13 protein-coding genes and 1 pseudogene are annotated in these 18,383 nt (G+C 41.8%); 5 read left to right on the top strand and 9 right to left on the bottom strand.

Annotation, left to right across the window (positions count from 1 at the left end):
- The 4 genes from nuoC to hexA all read right to left on the bottom strand — a co-directional run bounded on the left by nuoC (position 1) and on the right by hexA (position 4,694).
- The gene (gene nuoC, locus CKY02_RS02065) at positions 1–1,800 is read right to left on the bottom strand and encodes an NADH-quinone oxidoreductase subunit C/D (protein ID WP_112894044.1); all 1,800 of its coding nucleotides are present in this window, start codon (positions 1,798–1,800) and stop codon (positions 1–3) included.
- A 117-nt stretch (positions 1,801–1,917) separates the two neighbouring features.
- A complete protein-coding gene (locus CKY02_RS02060) occupies positions 1,918–2,592 on the bottom strand; it encodes a NuoB/complex I 20 kDa subunit family protein (protein WP_011147305.1) in 675 nt (224 codons plus the stop codon).
- A gap of 17 nt (positions 2,593–2,609) precedes the next feature.
- Entirely contained in the window at positions 2,610–3,059 is a 450-nt protein-coding gene (locus tag CKY02_RS02055) for an NADH-quinone oxidoreductase subunit A (RefSeq protein WP_011147306.1), read from the bottom strand.
- 705 nt (positions 3,060–3,764) lie between these two features.
- Positions 3,765–4,694 (bottom strand): transcriptional regulator HexA, encoded by a 930-nt coding sequence (gene hexA, locus CKY02_RS02050; protein WP_112877606.1) that lies wholly within the window; start codon positions 4,692–4,694, stop codon positions 3,765–3,767.
- An 811-nt stretch (positions 4,695–5,505) separates the two neighbouring features.
- Here hexA and CKY02_RS02045 point away from each other — a divergent pair.
- Together CKY02_RS02045 and yfbR are read left to right on the top strand one after the other, a co-directional pair.
- Positions 5,506–6,720: a pyridoxal phosphate-dependent aminotransferase gene (locus CKY02_RS02045; RefSeq protein ID WP_011147308.1), complete on the top strand. Its 1,215-nt coding sequence runs from the start codon at positions 5,506–5,508 to the stop codon at positions 6,718–6,720.
- Between the two features lie 802 nt (positions 6,721–7,522).
- On the top strand, positions 7,523–8,116 hold the full coding sequence (gene yfbR, locus CKY02_RS02040; RefSeq protein WP_112894043.1) for a 5'-deoxynucleotidase: 594 nt from the start codon (positions 7,523–7,525) through the stop codon (positions 8,114–8,116).
- Here yfbR and CKY02_RS02035 read toward each other — a convergent pair.
- Both CKY02_RS02035 and yfbV read right to left on the bottom strand, forming a co-directional pair.
- Positions 8,113–9,945: an SLC13 family permease gene (locus tag CKY02_RS02035; RefSeq protein WP_112894042.1), complete on the bottom strand. Its 1,833-nt coding sequence runs from the start codon at positions 9,943–9,945 to the stop codon at positions 8,113–8,115. The two genes, yfbR and CKY02_RS02035, sit on opposite strands and share 4 nt — an antisense overlap.
- A gap of 177 nt (positions 9,946–10,122) precedes the next feature.
- Positions 10,123–10,578, bottom strand: a complete 456-nt coding sequence (gene yfbV / locus CKY02_RS02030; RefSeq protein ID WP_112877610.1) for a terminus macrodomain insulation protein YfbV — start codon at positions 10,576–10,578, stop codon at positions 10,123–10,125.
- A 391-nt stretch (positions 10,579–10,969) separates the two neighbouring features.
- Here yfbV and ackA point away from each other — a divergent pair, with 391 nt between their 5' ends.
- Positions 10,970–12,172 carry an acetate kinase gene (gene ackA, locus CKY02_RS02025; RefSeq protein WP_112894041.1) on the top strand — a complete coding sequence of 401 codons (1,203 nt, stop codon included), beginning with the start codon at positions 10,970–10,972 and terminating at the stop codon, positions 12,170–12,172.
- 71 nt (positions 12,173–12,243) lie between these two features.
- Positions 12,244–14,385: a phosphate acetyltransferase gene (pta, locus tag CKY02_RS02020; RefSeq protein WP_112894040.1), complete on the top strand. Its 2,142-nt coding sequence runs from the start codon at positions 12,244–12,246 to the stop codon at positions 14,383–14,385.
- Positions 14,386–14,675: 290 nt separating this feature from the next.
- On the opposite strand, the gene CKY02_RS02015 is transcribed toward pta, so the two are convergent.
- Both CKY02_RS02015 and CKY02_RS02010 read right to left on the bottom strand, forming a co-directional pair.
- Positions 14,676–15,458 (bottom strand): TSUP family transporter, encoded by a 783-nt coding sequence (locus CKY02_RS02015; protein ID WP_112894039.1) that lies wholly within the window; start codon positions 15,456–15,458, stop codon positions 14,676–14,678.
- A gap of 259 nt (positions 15,459–15,717) precedes the next feature.
- Complete coding sequence (locus CKY02_RS02010) at positions 15,718–16,641, bottom strand: Fe(II)-2OG oxygenase family protein (protein WP_202924581.1); 924 nt, start codon at positions 16,639–16,641, stop codon at positions 15,718–15,720.
- 477 nt (positions 16,642–17,118) lie between these two features.
- Here CKY02_RS02010 and CKY02_RS02005 point away from each other — a divergent pair.
- A pseudogene (locus tag CKY02_RS02005) lies at positions 17,119–17,235 on the top strand (phosphate acyltransferase); the annotation flags it as partial.
- Between the two features lie 130 nt (positions 17,236–17,365).
- Here the strand turns inward: CKY02_RS02005 and CKY02_RS02000 are convergent.
- Entirely contained in the window at positions 17,366–18,013 is a 648-nt protein-coding gene (locus CKY02_RS02000; protein ID WP_112894037.1) for a hypothetical protein, read from the bottom strand.
- Positions 18,014–18,383: the final 370 nt, after the last annotated feature.

Raw genomic sequence — 18,383 nt, 5'->3', positions numbered from 1 at the left:
TTAGCGATCCACATCAGACATAACAAAATCGATACTGCCCAGATACACGATCAGGTCAGAAACTAAGCTACCGCGGATTACCGATGGGATCTGCTGCAAATGCGGATAACTCGGTGTACGGACGCGGGTACGGTAACTCACAGTACTGCCGTCGCTGGTGAGATAATAGCTGTTGATGCCCTTAGTGGCCTCAATCATTTGGAAAGATTCATTTGCTGGCATTACCGGTCCCCATGACACTTGCAAAAAGTGGTTAATCATGGTCTCAATATGCTGCAAAGTACGCTCTTTCGGTGGTGGTGTCGTCAGTGGATGATCTGCTTTGAATGGACCTTCAGGCATATTGTCCAGACACTGTTTCAAGATTCGCAAGCTCTGACGCACTTCTTCCACTTTCAACATCACGCGGTCATAACAGTCGCCGTTATTACCAATCGGCACGTCGAAATCGAAATTTTCATAGCCGGAGTATGGCCGCCATTTACGCACATCAAACGCGATACCCGTTGCCCGCAAACCCGCTCCAGTGGTGCCCCATTCAAGAGCTTGTTTGGAATTATAAGCAGCAACCCCAATAGAACGGCCTTTCAGGATGCTGTTTTTCAGCGCCGCTTTCACGTAGGAATCAAGACGTTTGGGCATCCAGTTGAGGAAATCGCGCAATAATCTATCCCAACCACGCGGCAAATCATGAGCAACGCCGCCAATGCGGAACCACGCTGGGTGCATACGGAAACCGGTAATCGCCTCCACCAGATCATACACTTTCTGACGGTCAGTAAAGGCGAAGAATACCGGTGTCATCCCGCCAACGTCCTGAATGAAGGTCGAGATGTAGAGTAGGTGGCTGTTAATGCGAAACAATTCCGACAACATAACGCGAATGGTTTTTACCCGGTCAGGCACGTCAATTCCCGCCAGTTTCTCCACCGCCAGCACATAAGGCATTTCGTTAACACAACCGCCTAAGTATTCAATACGGTCTGTATAGGGAATATAACTGTGCCAAGATTGGCGCTCTCCCATCTTCTCCGCGCCACGATGGTGATAACCAATATCCGGGACACAATCAACAATCTCTTCACCATCCAGTTGCAGAATGATACGAAATGCCCCATGAGAAGAGGGATGGTTAGGACCAAGGTTAAGGAACATAAAGTCCTCATTCTCGGTACCCCGCTTCATTCCCCACTCTTCTGGTTTGAAAGTCAGTGCTTCCATTTCCAGATCTTCTTTCTGTCTGGTCAATTCGAAAGGATCAAATTCTGTCGCACGAGCAGGATAATCCTTCCGCAACGGATGCCCTTCCCAAGTCGGTGGCAACATAATGCGGCGCAAGTTTGGATGGCCGTTAAAGACAATACCAAACATTTCCCATGTTTCACGCTCATACCAGTTGGCATTTGGGAACAGAGGAGTTGCAGTCGGGAGATTCAGGTCTTTTTCACTGAGGGCAACCTTCAACATGATATCGCGGTTACGCTCAATAGAAAGCAGGTGATAAAACACAGAAAAGTCTGCCGCTGGCAGACCCTGCCGGTGAGTACGCTGGCGTTCATCCATGCCATGCAAATCGAATAGCATGACATAAGGTTTAGGCAGCTTCTTCAGGAAAGTCATTACTTCCAGTAATTGTTCACGCTTCACCCAGACAACGGGTATACCAGTACGGGTTGGCTGAACAGTAAAGGCATCCGGGCCAAAGTGGTTACGCAACTCACTCACGACCGGATCATCAAGATGATCATGAGTTTGCCACGCAGGCCGGGCGCTTTCTTGCGCTATCTGATCTATCATCATTTTTCACCACAACGCTTTGATCAGTGTTCGTTTTGATCAGGATTAGTATCGCAACACATTGCTCTGGTTACATTCATTAGGCTACTTTAGTAACGCCTACTGTCTAAAGACAGATTCTTAAACTTCGTCTGGCGTACGCAGATTTTTCACTGCGATACGTTCCCCGTGCTTACGTTCTCTTTCTGACTGCATATTGGCACGGTAAACCCCTTGATCTCCCACTACCCAAGACAACGGACGACGCTCTTTGCCGATTGACTCTTGTAACAACAACAGAGCTTGCATATAAGCTTCAGGACGGGGAGGACAGCCAGGAATATAAACATCAACAGGGATAAACTTATCGACACCTTGAACGACAGAGTAAATATCGTACATACCACCAGAGTTGGCGCAGGCTCCCATAGAGATAACCCACTTCGGCTCAAGCATCTGGTCATACAGGCGCTGAATAACCGGTGCCATTTTGGTAAAACAGGTTCCAGCGACCACCATAAAATCCGCCTGGCGGGGTGATGCACGTAAAACTTCAGCGCCAAAACGAGCGACATCATGAACAGCGGTAAATGATGTGGCCATTTCCACATAACAACAGGAAAGACCAAAGTTGTAGGGCCACAGGGAGTTTTTACGTCCCCAATTCACCATATCATGCAGAGCATGCTCCAGTTTGCCCATGTAAACACTACGGTGAACATGCTGCTCAAGTGGGTCTGCGACAATTTCCTGTTTTTGCAGGGGATAACGGTCATTCTCACCGTTCGGATCTATGCGGGTGAGCGTATAATCCATCTTTAAATGCCTCGCTATTACTGCGGATGACTATTGTTAATGTTAATCACAACACTTGGTTTACTTACCTGGCGGCTTGAACGAGATGGCGTCCAATTCAGCGCCCCAATACGCACCAGATAAAACAAGCCTGCGAGTAACACCAAAATGAAAATGCTTGCTTCGATAAAGCCTAACCAGCCACTCTCTTTGATAGAGACTGACCATGCATATAAAAACAGAGCTTCAACATCGAAGATGACAAAGAACATAGCGACCAAATAGAACTTGGCCGACATACGGAGACGAGCACTACCGACAGAATCAATACCAGATTCATAAGGGACATGTTTTGCCCGGGCTTTCGCTCTCCCGCCCAAGAAAAATGCCCCTAACAGCATCAAAGCACACAGACCGAAAGCACCTAAAAGAAATACCGCGAATGCCCAGTGATGGGCAAAGAGTTCAGTGGATGTTGACATACTCATTGCTTACTCATCAAAAGTGGTGTCAAAAGTGTCTGCTCTTTTGTCTGGCAGTGTTGCACCACATCGATTCAAGGGAAGGGGTAACAACCAAATCTGAAACACTGTTAATCAATGATTGATGGAGTGAATCTTCTTGGTTTTTACTCCTCTCAACAATATTTTGTCTGTTATGACAAAATTAATCTAACATTTATTTACAAACAACAAACTTAGTCTTAACGGATCGTGCTACCGCACTGCTAAAACGTGTCAGTCAACTGGCATGCGAACAGTGGCGGCAACTAGTTTAACCGATAATTCGCTTTTACCACATCATTATCTCAGGAAAAACCTGCCTTTCCACTGCTACATAGGGAGTATTTCTTTGATCAAGTACACAATTTGACAGAAAAAAATTTTACTACTGATGATAATTCATTCAAATCTGAAGAAATTATATTTTTTATCCATTCGCGACGAGAAAAGTTCCCGTTCACTACAGAAATACTTATTTCATCAATTCAGCAAATTATTACCTTGTTAACAATATAACAATTTGTTAACCAAATCAGGGGGTGTTAAGAAAAATGCTACCGTATATTTAATGATTACGATAACAACAGAATAAGGTGAATTTAGTTGATGATTACTTATAAATATATTCGAGGAGCTAATACCTCCTTCCATCCATAATGGAGGTATTAGCAAAGGGAAGTGTTTCAGATATTACTCATCAATAATATCGTCATCATCAGGAAGTTCTTCAGAAACACTCGTTACCACGTATGGCGTTTTCTTATTCTCTATTGCACTAAAAACCGTAAGAACAGATTCATTTTGTTCATTACTATGTCTATACAGAGAGAACTGGGTTTCAGGTAAACGAGGAAGCCCTTCACTCTCCCCTAAAATACGCAGATCAGCATTTTGCATTTCCAAAGGACGAGCAGTAATACCGACTTCCGCATTCACTGCCGTGCGAACCGCCGACAGAGAAGCGGCTTCATAAGCAATCCGCCACGATACTCCCACCTCATCCAGCGTATCCAACGCCAACTGACGGAATGGGTTGGTTTCATCCATCACAACCAGTGGCACGGGTTCATTTGACTGTAGCTGGAAATCAGGAGCACAATGCCATAATACTGGTGTTGAACGCAGAACAGTCCTTGGATGATGACTGATTTTTGCGGTTGTGAGTGCCAAATCGATCTCATGGCTATCCAGCATACTTTCAATAAACTGAGTACGCTTTATCCGGACGTCTATTGCCATCCGTGGATAAACGGAAGCGATGCGATTTAACAAAAAAGGGAGCAGTGTATCCACCGTATCATCGGATGCACCGATTCTTAGTTCACCTTCTGCATCGCTATAGGTTAATGATGCGCTGGCATCATCGTTAGCGCGCAGAATTTGTCTTGCATAACCAAGAAGTTGAAGACCATGCTCTGTAAGAAGCTTATTACGGCCATGACGGGCAAACAACTCTCTGCCCACCAACTGCTCCAAACGTTGCATTTGCTGACTTACAGCCGATTGCGTTCTGCATACTGCTGCTGCTGCTGCTGCAAAAGTATTTAAATCAGCAACAGCAACAAAAGTTCTTAGCAGATCGAGATCGAGATTCATTATCGGACGATTTGCATTTATCATTGTTTATTCATCACTTTTTTTTGATTTTAATTACTAACTAACCTGGTGTTTTTACGTAAGCACTATCAAATTAAATTAACATCGCTTAGACAGTACTCTACTCTATTAAATAGGGCAAAGATTTACTGCTGTTTTTTTACCTATTGAACCCATTGCGGGTTTTATTTTCTCCTCTTCTTAGCAAAAGTTACTCGGATTCCTAAATAAAATTGAGGACAATCCCTATTTACAACACCCTATATGTGATTTCTAGTTTGGTTATTTTGTTTTCTGACTCACGTCAAAGAATAACATAAGTTATATCAGAAAAACTAAATATAAAGTAAAAATCTACAATATCACTAATGTTTAATAATCCTATTCAGATAAATTTACAACTAGTTTCCAGAAATGATCAAAAATATTGTTTGATCTTTCTAAAATATATAGTTCCAAATTGCCAATTCAAGCCAAATCTTATACATAAGAATAAATTATACAAACACAACAATTTTTATTGGCAAATTGCGCTATGCTCACTTTCTCTCCACAATGGCCCGGCCATGCCGTTATCACGCTAAAAACACCCCCATTTCCACACTAAAAAACAACAACAATCCAGATTATAAATTTGATATCATCAGTAAATTCAGGATTTAACGCTAACATAATTTACATAAAAAGATACTCAAATAACAACTTCCCTACTAAAACAACCATTTTAACCAAATATATCAATGCATCTTCAAAACATTCAGAGGGAGGAGTACATTAAATGTTACACGCTATATGCCAAGCGACTTTTTTTTACCAAGATAAGGTAAGACTCTCTATGCTAGCAGTTAAAAAATCCAGCAAATTGGATAATGTTTGTTATGATATCCGCGGCCCCGTACTCAAGGAAGCTAAACGCCTTGAAGAAGAAGGCAATAAAGTCCTCAAATTAAATATTGGTAATCCAGCCCCCTTTGGTTTTGAAGCACCAGATGAAATCTTGGTAGATGTTATCCGTAACTTACCAACAGCACAGGGTTATTCAGATTCGAAAGGTCTGTATTCTGCACGCAAAGCTATCATGCAACATTATCAAGCCCGGAATATGATGGACGTGACCGTTGAAGATATTTATATCGGCAATGGTGTTTCTGAATTAATCGTTCAAGCAATGCAAGCATTACTGAATACCGGTGATGAAATGCTTGTTCCCGCACCTGATTATCCTCTCTGGACTGCGGCAGTTTCACTTTCCAGTGGCAAAGCCGTACATTATATGTGTGATGAAGGGTCAGATTGGTTTCCTGACTTAAATGATATCCGCAACAAAATTACGCCCCGCACACGTGGGATTGTGATTATTAACCCTAATAATCCAACGGGTGCTGTATATAGTAAAGAATTACTATTGGAAGTTGTTGAAATAGCCCGGCAACACAATTTGATTATTTTTGCTGATGAAATTTACGACAAAATCTTATATGACGATGCAGAACATCATTCAATTGCTGCCCTCGCGCCTGATCTGTTAACGGTAACATTTAATGGATTATCCAAAACATATCGGGTTGCAGGTTTTCGTCAAGGCTGGATGGTATTAAATGGCCCGAAGAAACACGCTAAGAGCTACATTGAAGGCTTGGAGATGCTGGCATCAATGCGTTTATGTGCCAATGTGCCAATGCAACACGCTATTCAAACTGCTTTAGGCGGTTACCAAAGTATCAGTGAATTCATTTTACCTGGTGGCCGTTTGTATGAGCAGCGTAACCGAGCATGGGAATTAATTAATCAAATCCCCGGCGTTTCCTGCGTGAAACCTAAAGGCGCTTTATATATGTTTCCAAAAATTGATGCGAAACGTTTTAATGTTCACGATGACCAGAAGATGGTGCTTGACCTTTTATTACAAGAGAAGGTCTTGTTAGTGCAGGGAACCGCATTTAACTGGCCGGAACCTGACCATCTCCGCATCGTGACCCTACCAAGGCTTGATGAACTGGAGATGGCAATTCAGAAATTCGCCCGATTTATTGGCAAATATCATCAGTAAAAATAAGAACCGTTTATATACCCCATGGATTTCAAGATGCATCACGACGGCATAGGGAGTGAAGCCCCGGGAGCATAGGTAACTATGTGACCGGAGTGAGCGTGACCGGGGTAAGCGAGTGCAGCCAACTAAAGAGGCAACTTGAAGGATAACGGGTATAGAAAAATATCGCTGATAACGGACATTATTCATACCATGCGTTCTATCGGAATAGGCGAAAACTTATTTCTTCTATTCCGATAAGTCTCGCCTACCCACTTTTTCTTCACTGGTGAAAACCTCACCTGTCAGATAGAAATCCTTGATAACCACGTCCATAACTCTCTTTATTGATACCCAATAACCACTCTCTGCAAAATAAGGTCAATAAATTTTCATTTTTTACCGGTAACACAGACTAATTTTTTTATTTTTATGGACGATTTTTGCAGCGATTATATAAGGCATTAGCAAGATATAAAAGAATTAAACATTGCATTTATTAAACTTAATAAAAGAGAACGCCTGGATGAATAACAAACTATTGTAAATTATATGAAATTTTTGTATATAAACTGTATGCAAAATGGAGTAAAAACATAAATTTCCTTTAAAAAAGATATCTATTACGATTATAACATTGCCAGTTAATAATAAATGTAAATTAATCATATCAACCTTGCTATACAGTCTGGATACCCGTTTAGATAAATAGCAGATTTCCCTATGAAAATAAGGGATAAAAATAAGAAACGATTTTAAGGTTTACTTTACCCCTATCCACCGCTCACAATAAAAACAATATTTACTGTAAGAGATGATTATGAGCCACTTTTTTGCCCACCTTTCCCGTTTGAAACTGATTAACCGTTGGCCTCTGATGCGTAATGTACGTACAGAAAATGTATCGGAACATAGCTTACAAGTGGCCTTTGTCGCACACGCCTTGGCCATTATCAAAAACCGCAAATTTGGTGGCAATGTGAATGCTGAACGCATTGCGTTGCTGGCTATGTATCACGATGCCAGCGAAGTTATTACCGGAGATTTACCCACTCCGATCAAATATCACAATCCACATATTGCACGGGAATACAAAAAAATAGAAAAAATCGCGCAGAAAAAATTACTGGAAATGCTGCCAGCAGAGCTGCAAGAGGATTTCCGTCCAATCCTAGATGACAGCCAGCATACAACAGAAGAAACTTTTATCATTAAACAGGCCGATTCCCTGTGTGCTTACCTCAAATGTCTGGAAGAGTTATCGGCAGGTAACCATGAATTCAATCTGGCGATAGCCCGACTTGAAAAAACCCTGGCTGATCGTCACAGCCAGGAGATGGATTACTTTATGAAAGTTTTTGTACCAGGATTCAGCCTGTCATTGGACGAAATTAGCCTTGATATTCCACATTAAAATGGAAACAACCAAGGGATGACCAGCACACTTATCACCATCACCAGCATGGTAAATGGCACGCCCAAACGGACAAAATCGGAAAACTTATAACCACCGGGGCCAAGAACCAGCGTATTCACTGGGGACGAAACCGGGGTCATAAATGCGGCGGAAGCTGCCACACCAATAATCATGGCAAATGGCATGGGCGATACTGCCATTTCACGTGCAGCAGCAATAGCTATCGGTGCCATTAATACCGCCGTTGCCGTATTAGAAATAAACAAGCCGATTACGGCACAAAGTATAAACAGACATACCAGCATCACCCTCGGCCCCATATCACCCGCAATATCCATCAAGCCACGGACAATCAGCTCAATCCCGCCCGTTTTCTGTAATGCCAGAGCAAACGGCATCATCCCGACAATCAGGATAATACTGGGCCAATGAATAGAGCGGTACGCACTTTCCATATCAATACAACGGAATTTTCCCATCAACAGGCAAGCTATCAATGCGGCAATCACATTGGGTACTTCATCGGTAAGCATCATGGCTACCATCAGTGCCAAGCTAAAAAGCGCATGTGGCGCTTGAGACGTTGCCGGAGCCACCTCTTCGATCTCAACCGGCAGATTAAGGACAATAAAATCGCGCATTTTGGTTTGCAGGATACGTATCAGTTTCCAGTCACCAATAACCAGCAAAATATCGCCAAGTTGCAGTGGCGCATCAACCAGTTTACCCGACAACGATTCACCATCACGTCGAATACCAACAACATTCAAACCATAGCAGGTACGAAAACCTATTTCCCGCAGTGATTTACCCAATAAATCCGACTCCGGGATCAGAGAGACTTCAGCCATACCTACGTTACGAGATTGTTCAGAGAAATACTCCCCGCGCAGCACCATCGGTTCTAATAATTGCTCACTGCAAAATTGACGCAGATCCACCTCACTGTCTGACATATCAACCAGCAACACATCCCGTTCTCTCAATTCCGTATTGCCCATCGCACTGACCATAACGCGCCGGAAACGCCGCCAACGCTCGATACCAACGACATTAGCCCCGTAGCGAGCACGCAAATTTGACTCATCAAGAGAGAGACCTATCAGTGGGGAGCCTGGGCGGATCGCCAGGCGACGCGCGCGACCTGATAATTTATAGTCGCGGATAAGGTCACGGAAAGTACGACGATGCCATTTATCATGGCTTTTATCCGATTGATTATTGCCCAACCAATGGCGAGCGATCAGCATATAACCAATACCGGCAAACAGAATCAAAATACCAATAGGTGTAATAGAGAAGAATTTGAAACCGGGAAGCCCTTCCCGTATCAACTCACTGTTAACCACCATATTGGGTGGTGTCGCTACCAATGTCATCATGCCACTGATAAGCCCGGCAAAACTCAAGGGCATCATCAACCGACCCGGCGAAATTTTCATTCTTACCGCGACACTAAGCACCACCGGAATGAAAATCGCGACCACCCCCGTAGAGCTCATAAAAGCACCAAGCCCTGCAACAGTCATCATCAGTAATGCCAACATTTTGGTTTCGCTGTTTCCGGCGGCTCTTACCAGCCAATCCCCCATTTGATAAGCAACGCCAGTTCTTACCAGTCCTTCACCAATAACAAACAAGGCAGCTATCAGCAACACATTGGGATCACTAAAACCGCTGGTCGCTTCACCGAGCGTCAACGTTCCACTCATGACAAACGCGATAATCACCAATAATGCAACAATATCCATGCGCAGTTTATTGGTAGTAAAAAGAACAATAGCTATCAGTAGCAGGGTCAATACCCACAAGAGCTCGCTATTCAAAATGGCCTCTATCAACAAAAAAGAAGATATTAGTGTCAAAAGCTTGGCTAGTAGACCATTTTATTAAGAGAAAATCTCCGGTTGCGATCAACAATGTGTCCACTTTTCGTCATGAACCATCATCTCTGATTTTCCAGTACATTGACTGCAATAATCTAGCAACAGGTTTCTCCTGGTTCAAATATCATCAAGAAACGAACGATCGAGTTGTTTAAATGCGCGTTTCAGCAGTTCTGCGAGAGATTGATAAGTTGGCGTTTGCTGCAAAGGTGCCATTGCGATACCCGCTGCGGCAAATTTATCACGGATTTCATGAAACCATTTCAGCAATGCCGCGGGTAACGGGGTTGATGCCCGTTTCCCCAACCACCATAACCCTTGCATCGGTAAACTACACGCGAACAGCGCCGTCGCCACCGCTGGACCAAGCTGACCACCCAGTGCGATTTGCCACGTCAGAGTAAAAATAGCCAACGGCGGCATAAACCGGATACCAAAGCGGGTTGCCTTAATAATCCGATTTTCAGGAAACATGGGTGCCAACTGTTTCTCAATCGGCCAAGTTTTCATGTATTGCTGTCCCAGTTGCATCTTTCTCAGCCATCCATTACTGGTGGGAGGTATTGCGCTCATCATGACCTCAATCAATTAAAAACACATTTTTTAAAAAAACATTGTAACTGATAAAATATTTTTTGTAGGATTAAGTATATTTTGTCTTTGCTGCTAGCTATCGGTATCCTACATTCACTTTTATGTTATACACAGCAGCAAAGCGGCATATTTTACCTTTTTTACTGCACTTAGGCTCATTTTGTTAACAAATCACGCTATCCCTTAACATCAGAGCAGGCAAAAAAGGGGTTTTGAAAATTTAAACCTTATCATCATGCTCTTTGCACTTAGCATGATGTTAATCATTTAATGTCATCACTATATGCTCTACGCTGATGAGTAATTGACGTTTTATTAATCACATGTCTTATCTGTAAGACTCAATGACAAACACGATATAGGTACTTCCATGTCAAGTAAGCTGGTACTGGTCCTCAATTGCGGTAGCTCTTCTCTGAAATTTGCTATCATCGATCCTGCTAACGGTGAAGAATATCTTTCTGGTCTAGCTGAATGTTTTAACCTGCCTGAAGCCCGCATTAAGTGGAAAATGGATGGCGCAAAACATGAAGCCGCTTTAGGTGCTGGTGCAGCCCACAGTGAAGCATTGAACTTTATTGTTAATACGATTCTGGCCGAAAAACCAGAACTTTCTGATCAAATCGCCGCAATCGGCCACCGCATTGTTCACGGCGGTGAAAAATTCACGGCATCCGTTACCATCAATGATGAAGTCATTCAAGGGATTAAAGATGCGGTTCCATTCGCACCATTGCATAACCCTGCTCACCTGATTGGCATTGAAGAAGCGAAAAAAGGGTTCCCACACCTGGCTGACAAAAACGTTGCTGTATTCGATACCGCTTTCCATCAAACCATGCCAGAAGAGGCTTACCTCTATGCCCTGCCATACAACCTGTATAAAGAGCACGGCATTCGTCGCTATGGTGCCCACGGAACCAGCCACTTCTTCGTTTCCCGTGAAGCCGCAAAAACGCTCAACAAACCGGTTGAAGAGCTGAATGTTATCGTCTGCCACTTGGGTAATGGTGGCTCTATCTCGGCTATCGTTAATGGTCAGTGTGTTGACACCTCTATGGGATTGACACCATTGGAAGGTCTGGTAATGGGTACCCGCAGTGGTGACATCGACCCAGCGATCATTTTCCATCTGCATGATTCACTGGGCATGAGCGTTGAACAAATCAACAAACTGTTGACCAAAGAATCTGGCTTGCTAGGTCTGACCGAAGTCACCAGTGATTGCCGTTATATAGAAGATAACTATGAAATCAAAGCCGATGCTAAACGCGCTATGGATGTCTACTGCCACCGTCTGGCTAAATACGTTGGTGCTTATTCCGCACTGATGGAAGGCCGCTTGGATGCCATTATCTTTACCGGTGGTATTGGTGAAAACTCCGCACTGGTTCGTGAACAGGTGATGAAAAAACTGGCCCTGTTAGGTTTCGAATACGATCACGACCGTAACCTGGCGGCCCGCTTCGGTAAATCCGGTGCAATCACTACCGACAACAGCCGTCCTGCTTTAGTGATCCCAACCAATGAAGAATTAGTGATCGCTCAAGATGCAGCGCGCCTGACCGCGTAATAACTTTACCAACCGCCAGCCACTGCTGGCGGTACTATTTTTGACCAACGAGCAACCGTAAAGAGGTTTCCGTGTCCCGTACAATTATGTTAATCCCTACTAGCACCAGCGTCGGCTTGACCAGTGTTAGTTTAGGTGTAATCCGCTCAATGGAGCAAAAAGGCGTCAGCCTGAGTGTTTTCAAACCTATCGCCCAACCCCGTTGCTGTGGCACCCAAGATCAAACCACCACCATCATCCGCTCTCATTCCAGCATAAAGACCGCTGAACCACTGGACATGGCGCATGTGGAATCTTTGCTGACAACCAATCAGAAAGATGTGCTGATGGAAAAGATCGTGGCTCTTTACCACGAAAACACCAAAAACGCAGAAGTCATTCTGATTGAAGGTCTGGTTCCAACCCGCAAACATTCATTCGCCCAGTCTCTCAACTATGAAATTGCCAAGACCCTGAACGCTGAAATCGTATTCGTATTGGCGCTAGGTAACGATTCCCCTAAGCAGTTGAAAGAACGTGTTGAACTGGCTCGTGCTGAATTTGGCGGCAGCAAAAATCAGAACATTACCGGTGTTATTATTAACAAACTGAATGCGCCGGTTGATGATCAAGGCCGTACCCGTCCGGATCTGTCAGAAATCTTTGACGAATCCTCAAAAGCCATCGTATCCAACATTGATCCGAACACGCTGTTCAAAAATAGCCCATTGCCAATCCTGGGTTGCATTCCGTGGAGTTTTGACCTGATTGCAACCCGAGCAATTGATATGGCAAAACACCTGAACGCCCGTATTATCAACGAAGGCGCAATCAAAACCCGCCGTGTGAAATCCGTGACTTTCTGTGCACGCAGCATTCCACACATGTTAGAGCACTTCCGTCCCGGTTCTCTACTGGTCACTTCGGCTGATCGTCCAGACGTTCTGGTTTCAGCCTGTCTGGCGGCTATGAATGGGGTTGAAATCGGTGCAATTCTGCTGACCGGTGGCTATGCCATCGACGAGCCGATTAAGCAATTGTGTGAACGTGCCTTCAGCACTGGCCTACCCGTCTTTATGGTTGATACCAACACTTGGCAGACTTCCCTGAGCCTGCAAAGTTTCAGCTTGGAAGTCCCGGCAGATGACCGTGAACGCATCGAAAAACTGCAAAACTACGTCGCACACCATATCAACAAAGAGTGGATCGACTCCCTGACAGCAAACTCTGAGCGCCCACACCGCCTCTCTCCACCCGCATTCCGTTATCAATTAACCGAACTGGCGCGCAAAGCGGGCAAACGCGTCGTTCTGCCGGAAGGTGACGAACCTCGTACTGTGAAAGCAGCATCTATCTGTGCTGATCGCGGTATCGCGCAATGCGTTCTATTGGGTGCTCCAGAAGAGATCCGTCGTGTTGCCGCGGCTCAAGGCGTAGAACTGGGTGCAGGTATTGAAATTGTTGATCCCGTTGCTGTACGTGAGCGTTATGTCTCACGTCTGGTTGAATTGCGTAAAAACAAAGGCATGACCGAAGTCGTTGCGCGTGAACAACTGGAAGACAACGTTGTTCTGGGTACGTTGATGCTGGAACAGGGCGAAGTTGATGGTTTGGTTTCCGGTGCGGTACACACCACGGCAAACACAATCCGTCCACCATTGCAGTTAATCAAAACTGCACCGGGTAGCTCGCTGGTATCATCCGTATTCTTTATGCTATTGCCAGAACAAGTTCTGGTTTACGGAGACTGTGCAATCAACCCAGATCCGACTGCTGAACAACTGTCTGAAATCGCCATTCAATCGGCGGATTCAGCTAAAGCATTCGGTATTGAACCGCGTGTTGCCATGATCTCCTACTCTACCGGCAACTCCGGTGCAGGCAGTGATGTTGAGAAAGTTCGCGAAGCGACCCGTTTGGCGCAGGAAAAACGTCCAGATCTAATCATTGATGGCCCGTTGCAATATGACGCCGCAATCATGGCAGACGTAGCGAAATCCAAAGCACCAAACTCACCGGTTGCCGGTCAAGCTACCGTGTTCATCTTCCCTGATCTGAATACCGGTAACACCACCTACAAAGCGGTACAACGTTCTGCGGATCTGGTTTCCATCGGGCCAATGCTGCAAGGTATGCGTAAGCCGGTGAACGATTTGTCCCGTGGCGCTTTGGTAGACGATATCGTTTACACCGTTGCACTGACTGCGATTCAATCAGCACAGGGGGAAGCGTAACCGTTTCTTGCACGCGCCCCACTTAAATTAATCAAGGTCTGACCTCCTTAATAAGGTTCAGACCTTTAAATTTATTCTTCTGCACTATATACCCGTCATCTTTCAAGCTGCCTCTTTGTTGGATGCACTCACTCACCCCAGTCACATAGTTATCTATACTCCCGGGGATTCGCTCCCTTGCCGTCGCGATCCATCTTGAAATCCATAGGGTATAAATGCTACACCAATCTTAATTGATGAAATTGGACACAATTCAGTCCGCCTGGTGATTTGTTTTAATTCAGTACAATTTATAGAAGATTAAGGATCATAATCCGTAGCGGGTTATTTTCAGTACTAATAAGTTTAATCGCTAACACACAACATACCAATATCAGCATCGGCCTTATTAAACGAGGGCCTATTTTAACAGCACAACGAGCTCCTAACTGTGCTCCAGCAAAGGACGCGATAGCCATTGCTAAGGCTAACGGCCATATAATGACGCCTTTAGTGATAAAAATAAACAATGCACCAATATTGCATGAAGCATTTGCTAATTTAGTAAAACTCATTGCCCGCATCATCTCAAGGCCACAGAAGAACATAAAACTCATCATGAGAAAAGAACCCGTTCCTGGGCCAAAAATGCCATCGTAAAAACCAAGTATCGGGGCGACTAAAAATGAAAATAACAATACAGATATTCTTTTCCTATTACTTATCCCACTAAGTTTCGGAGCGAAGATAAAATAAATTGCGACGACAATTAATAATATTGGCACACAAGCTTCTAATATTCTCTTACTCACCACAGTGACAAATAATGCACCACTAATTCCTCCTAATACACTAAAAATTATTAAAAATACTGACTTTCTCCACTCAATTAACCCTTTACGCGCAAAAGTTACAGTAGCTGATATACTAGCTGAAGTTGCTTGAAATTTATTAGTAGCCATAGCACTGATAGGTTCTATTCCTGCTAGAAATAGCGCGGGCAATGTTATTAATCCTCCTCCACCAGCTATTGCATCAAAAAAACCTGCCAAAAAAGCAATAGTCGCTAGTATGCCTATTAGGTCCCATTCCATAATGATTCCACATATTATTAAACGTTTTAAAATAGCTTAAATTATTAATAATGCAAGCTATTCAATAGAATTTCATGATTGTACTTCACACTCAGTCAACCCTTTTTGCAAAAGAATGTGACATACTTACAAATCCGATCAAAAAAACCAAAAAGTATTAGTGCAGAACTTTAAAAGTGCCATTTAATATAGCATTACAAAAAATTAAATATAACTATACTTTATTAAATTTCATTGTAATAATACAACGAGTAATTATTTAGCCTTTAAGCAATAAAGGATCATCTGAGATAACAACTCCTTCCGCATATTTTGCAAGACCAAACAACCGAACTAACAATCGACGATTATCCTTTACTATATCCCGACAATGTAATGCTCGATAATTATTAATAGCAATTGCAGATTCCTGTGTTAATACATATCGATACGGTATAGCATCGTTAACTGCCTGACAAAATATTTCATATGCTTTCTTGACAACATCTGAGGCTTTTTCATCAACAGAAAAACGGTAGGAGTTATATCGGATAGAGAAAGAGAATTTTTCATTAAAATCTATTATAGATACCCCCTTACCATCTTCTCCCTTTTCGTCGGCATAAGAGTCACTATATGTAAAATTAAAGTTGTATGACGACAGTGCCAAAACATTAGTTGCACCTACCCTTTCTAATACTTCAGGCATTGGAATAACAAATGTAGGTTCCATTAGAGGATTCCACATTGATGATAAAATCAAAGAAGACGGTGAAGGAGAGTGACTATTTTTAACTTTCACTGCGCTCCAATATGGTCCTTCGGTGTGAGGGCCAAGGGATAAGCCTGAATGAGAACTTAATTCTACTCTATTATTTTCAGAATCAATATCCTGCAAACCTCCCTCTTTAAAATGAGCAACCAGACGCACTATTTTACCATAATTTTCAATATCATATGCAAAAGCTCTATGTTCAACAAGTTCCAGTAAGATTTGATTACGAGCCGCCAAATAAAGGATAGCATATTGATTATCTAGTGAAGAAAACGAGGGTAATTTATCAGGGAGTATATCATTGGTAACTTTTTTCATCCCTTCAAAAACTAGAGCGGACATTAAACCATCAGAATATACTCTAATCACTTCTTGTTGGATTTCTGAAAATATTTTTTTTAATTCAATACCAGCTTGTACCACAATCATTCTAATTCCGCTAACCTGTGGACCACCACGTTTAGCAATATCTTCGGAAAAATAGTGAAGCAGGTTAGCTTGATGTTCATTAAATATAAATAAGTTAATTTCCTTATTTTTTTGTACAGTATCCGATGAAATTATCTTTTTATTTTTTTTCTACCGCTAGATTACATTCCATTTTTATACCTTTAGTTATTTTAATTTAATTATGTGTTTTAAACTATATTATCAGTTATTAAAGTAATTACCAGAACAAAAACACACTTTAAGATTCTATATTATTATATTTTGTGACTTTAATGAAATTATAAATCAAAGTTGTATTTTTATTTTTTATAACTTCTTACGCTTATTAATTGTTATTTATTAAAAACACAGTATAACCGATATACAATAATCACTAAATAATACAAAATTTTATTTACTAATTTTCTAAAGAAGTTATTTCATAATTATACTCTTCTTCCAACCAGCCCTTGCTGGCCAATACTGCAAGGTATACGCAAGCCGGTGAACGATTTGTCCCGCGGCGCTTTGGTAGACGATATCATTTACACTGTTGTACTGACTGCGATTCAATCGGTACAAGGAGAAGCGTAACCGTTTCTTATCCGTAGCAGATTAATGACTGATAAAGGCTGAATCCTGTACTTCACTGGATTCAGCCTTTTTATTTATCTGAAAAAATTTAAGGTTAATAATTACAGGGTAACAGAATAGATGTTAAGTCCTATTTTTTGAGCTTTTTCGATAATAATACATAAGCAACCTGAGCTTGTATTTCATTCGTTGATAACCATTTATTAAATTCAACTCCTGTATTATATTGAGGAGGAGCCTTGCACTTCGATCCTTTTTTACCTAACCCATACGATAATGTTCCAGCTTCCCCTTTATATTCACACTTATGTTCAGTTGTGAATTCATTAAATAGCCACCCGTCCTTTTCTGTTTTGAATTCAATCACAACACCTGGTTTATCATTGGATAGATAACTTTTTGAGTAAGTGAATTTAGGCGCAATTCCACAGAAAGAGTTGTCTTGAACACAAGGAATTTTTTCATTCCTATTCCTATCAAATCCTTGATATTCATTTATATACATTCCTCGATACCAGTACATCGATTTTCCTATCTCATTATCACTATTTACAGTTTTATTACTCTCTAGTGTAAATTTATAATCTGTGTTGACTTCAATTCGAAGAACACAATTTTCATATAAAGACATGACTTTAGTCTTTGCCAATCCATTTGCAGTTATTGCATTTTTTACCTGATTCCTAATTTCCGCCGTATCTTGCATACAAGCCATACTGAAACTACTCATAGCTAATAAAAACGGAGAAATAAAGAAAACCTTTTTATTAAAATTCATATTTCTTTCCTTACTTGATTTATGGTTTTAGCACGAAATGGAACAAAAATAAATTTCGTTATTATTAAGTTAATATTTAATTTACGGCATAAATAATAATTCAAATTACAATTCAGTCGTAAATAATAAATTAATAACAATAGAACATTATAATATAACTCATTGAATTAAATTGGTTATTATTTACTTTCTTAACTAAGAGTAGATTACTAAATCAAAAAACACAAATTACAGAATCATTAAACTAAAGAATATCTTATTTAAACACATAATAACAAATATATAAAAATTTCAATAACATATAAAATAAGCAATTTATCAACATTCACTGTTCTATATATAACATAATAACTAATGATTTTTTATATCA

It is taken from the genome of Photorhabdus bodei (assembly GCF_003287735.1).
In the GTDB taxonomy this organism is placed as follows: Bacteria; Pseudomonadota; Gammaproteobacteria; order Enterobacterales; family Enterobacteriaceae; genus Photorhabdus; species Photorhabdus kayaii.
The sequence above is the reverse complement of the archived record's forward strand: the minus strand, read 5'-3'. Positions and strand labels throughout refer to the sequence as shown.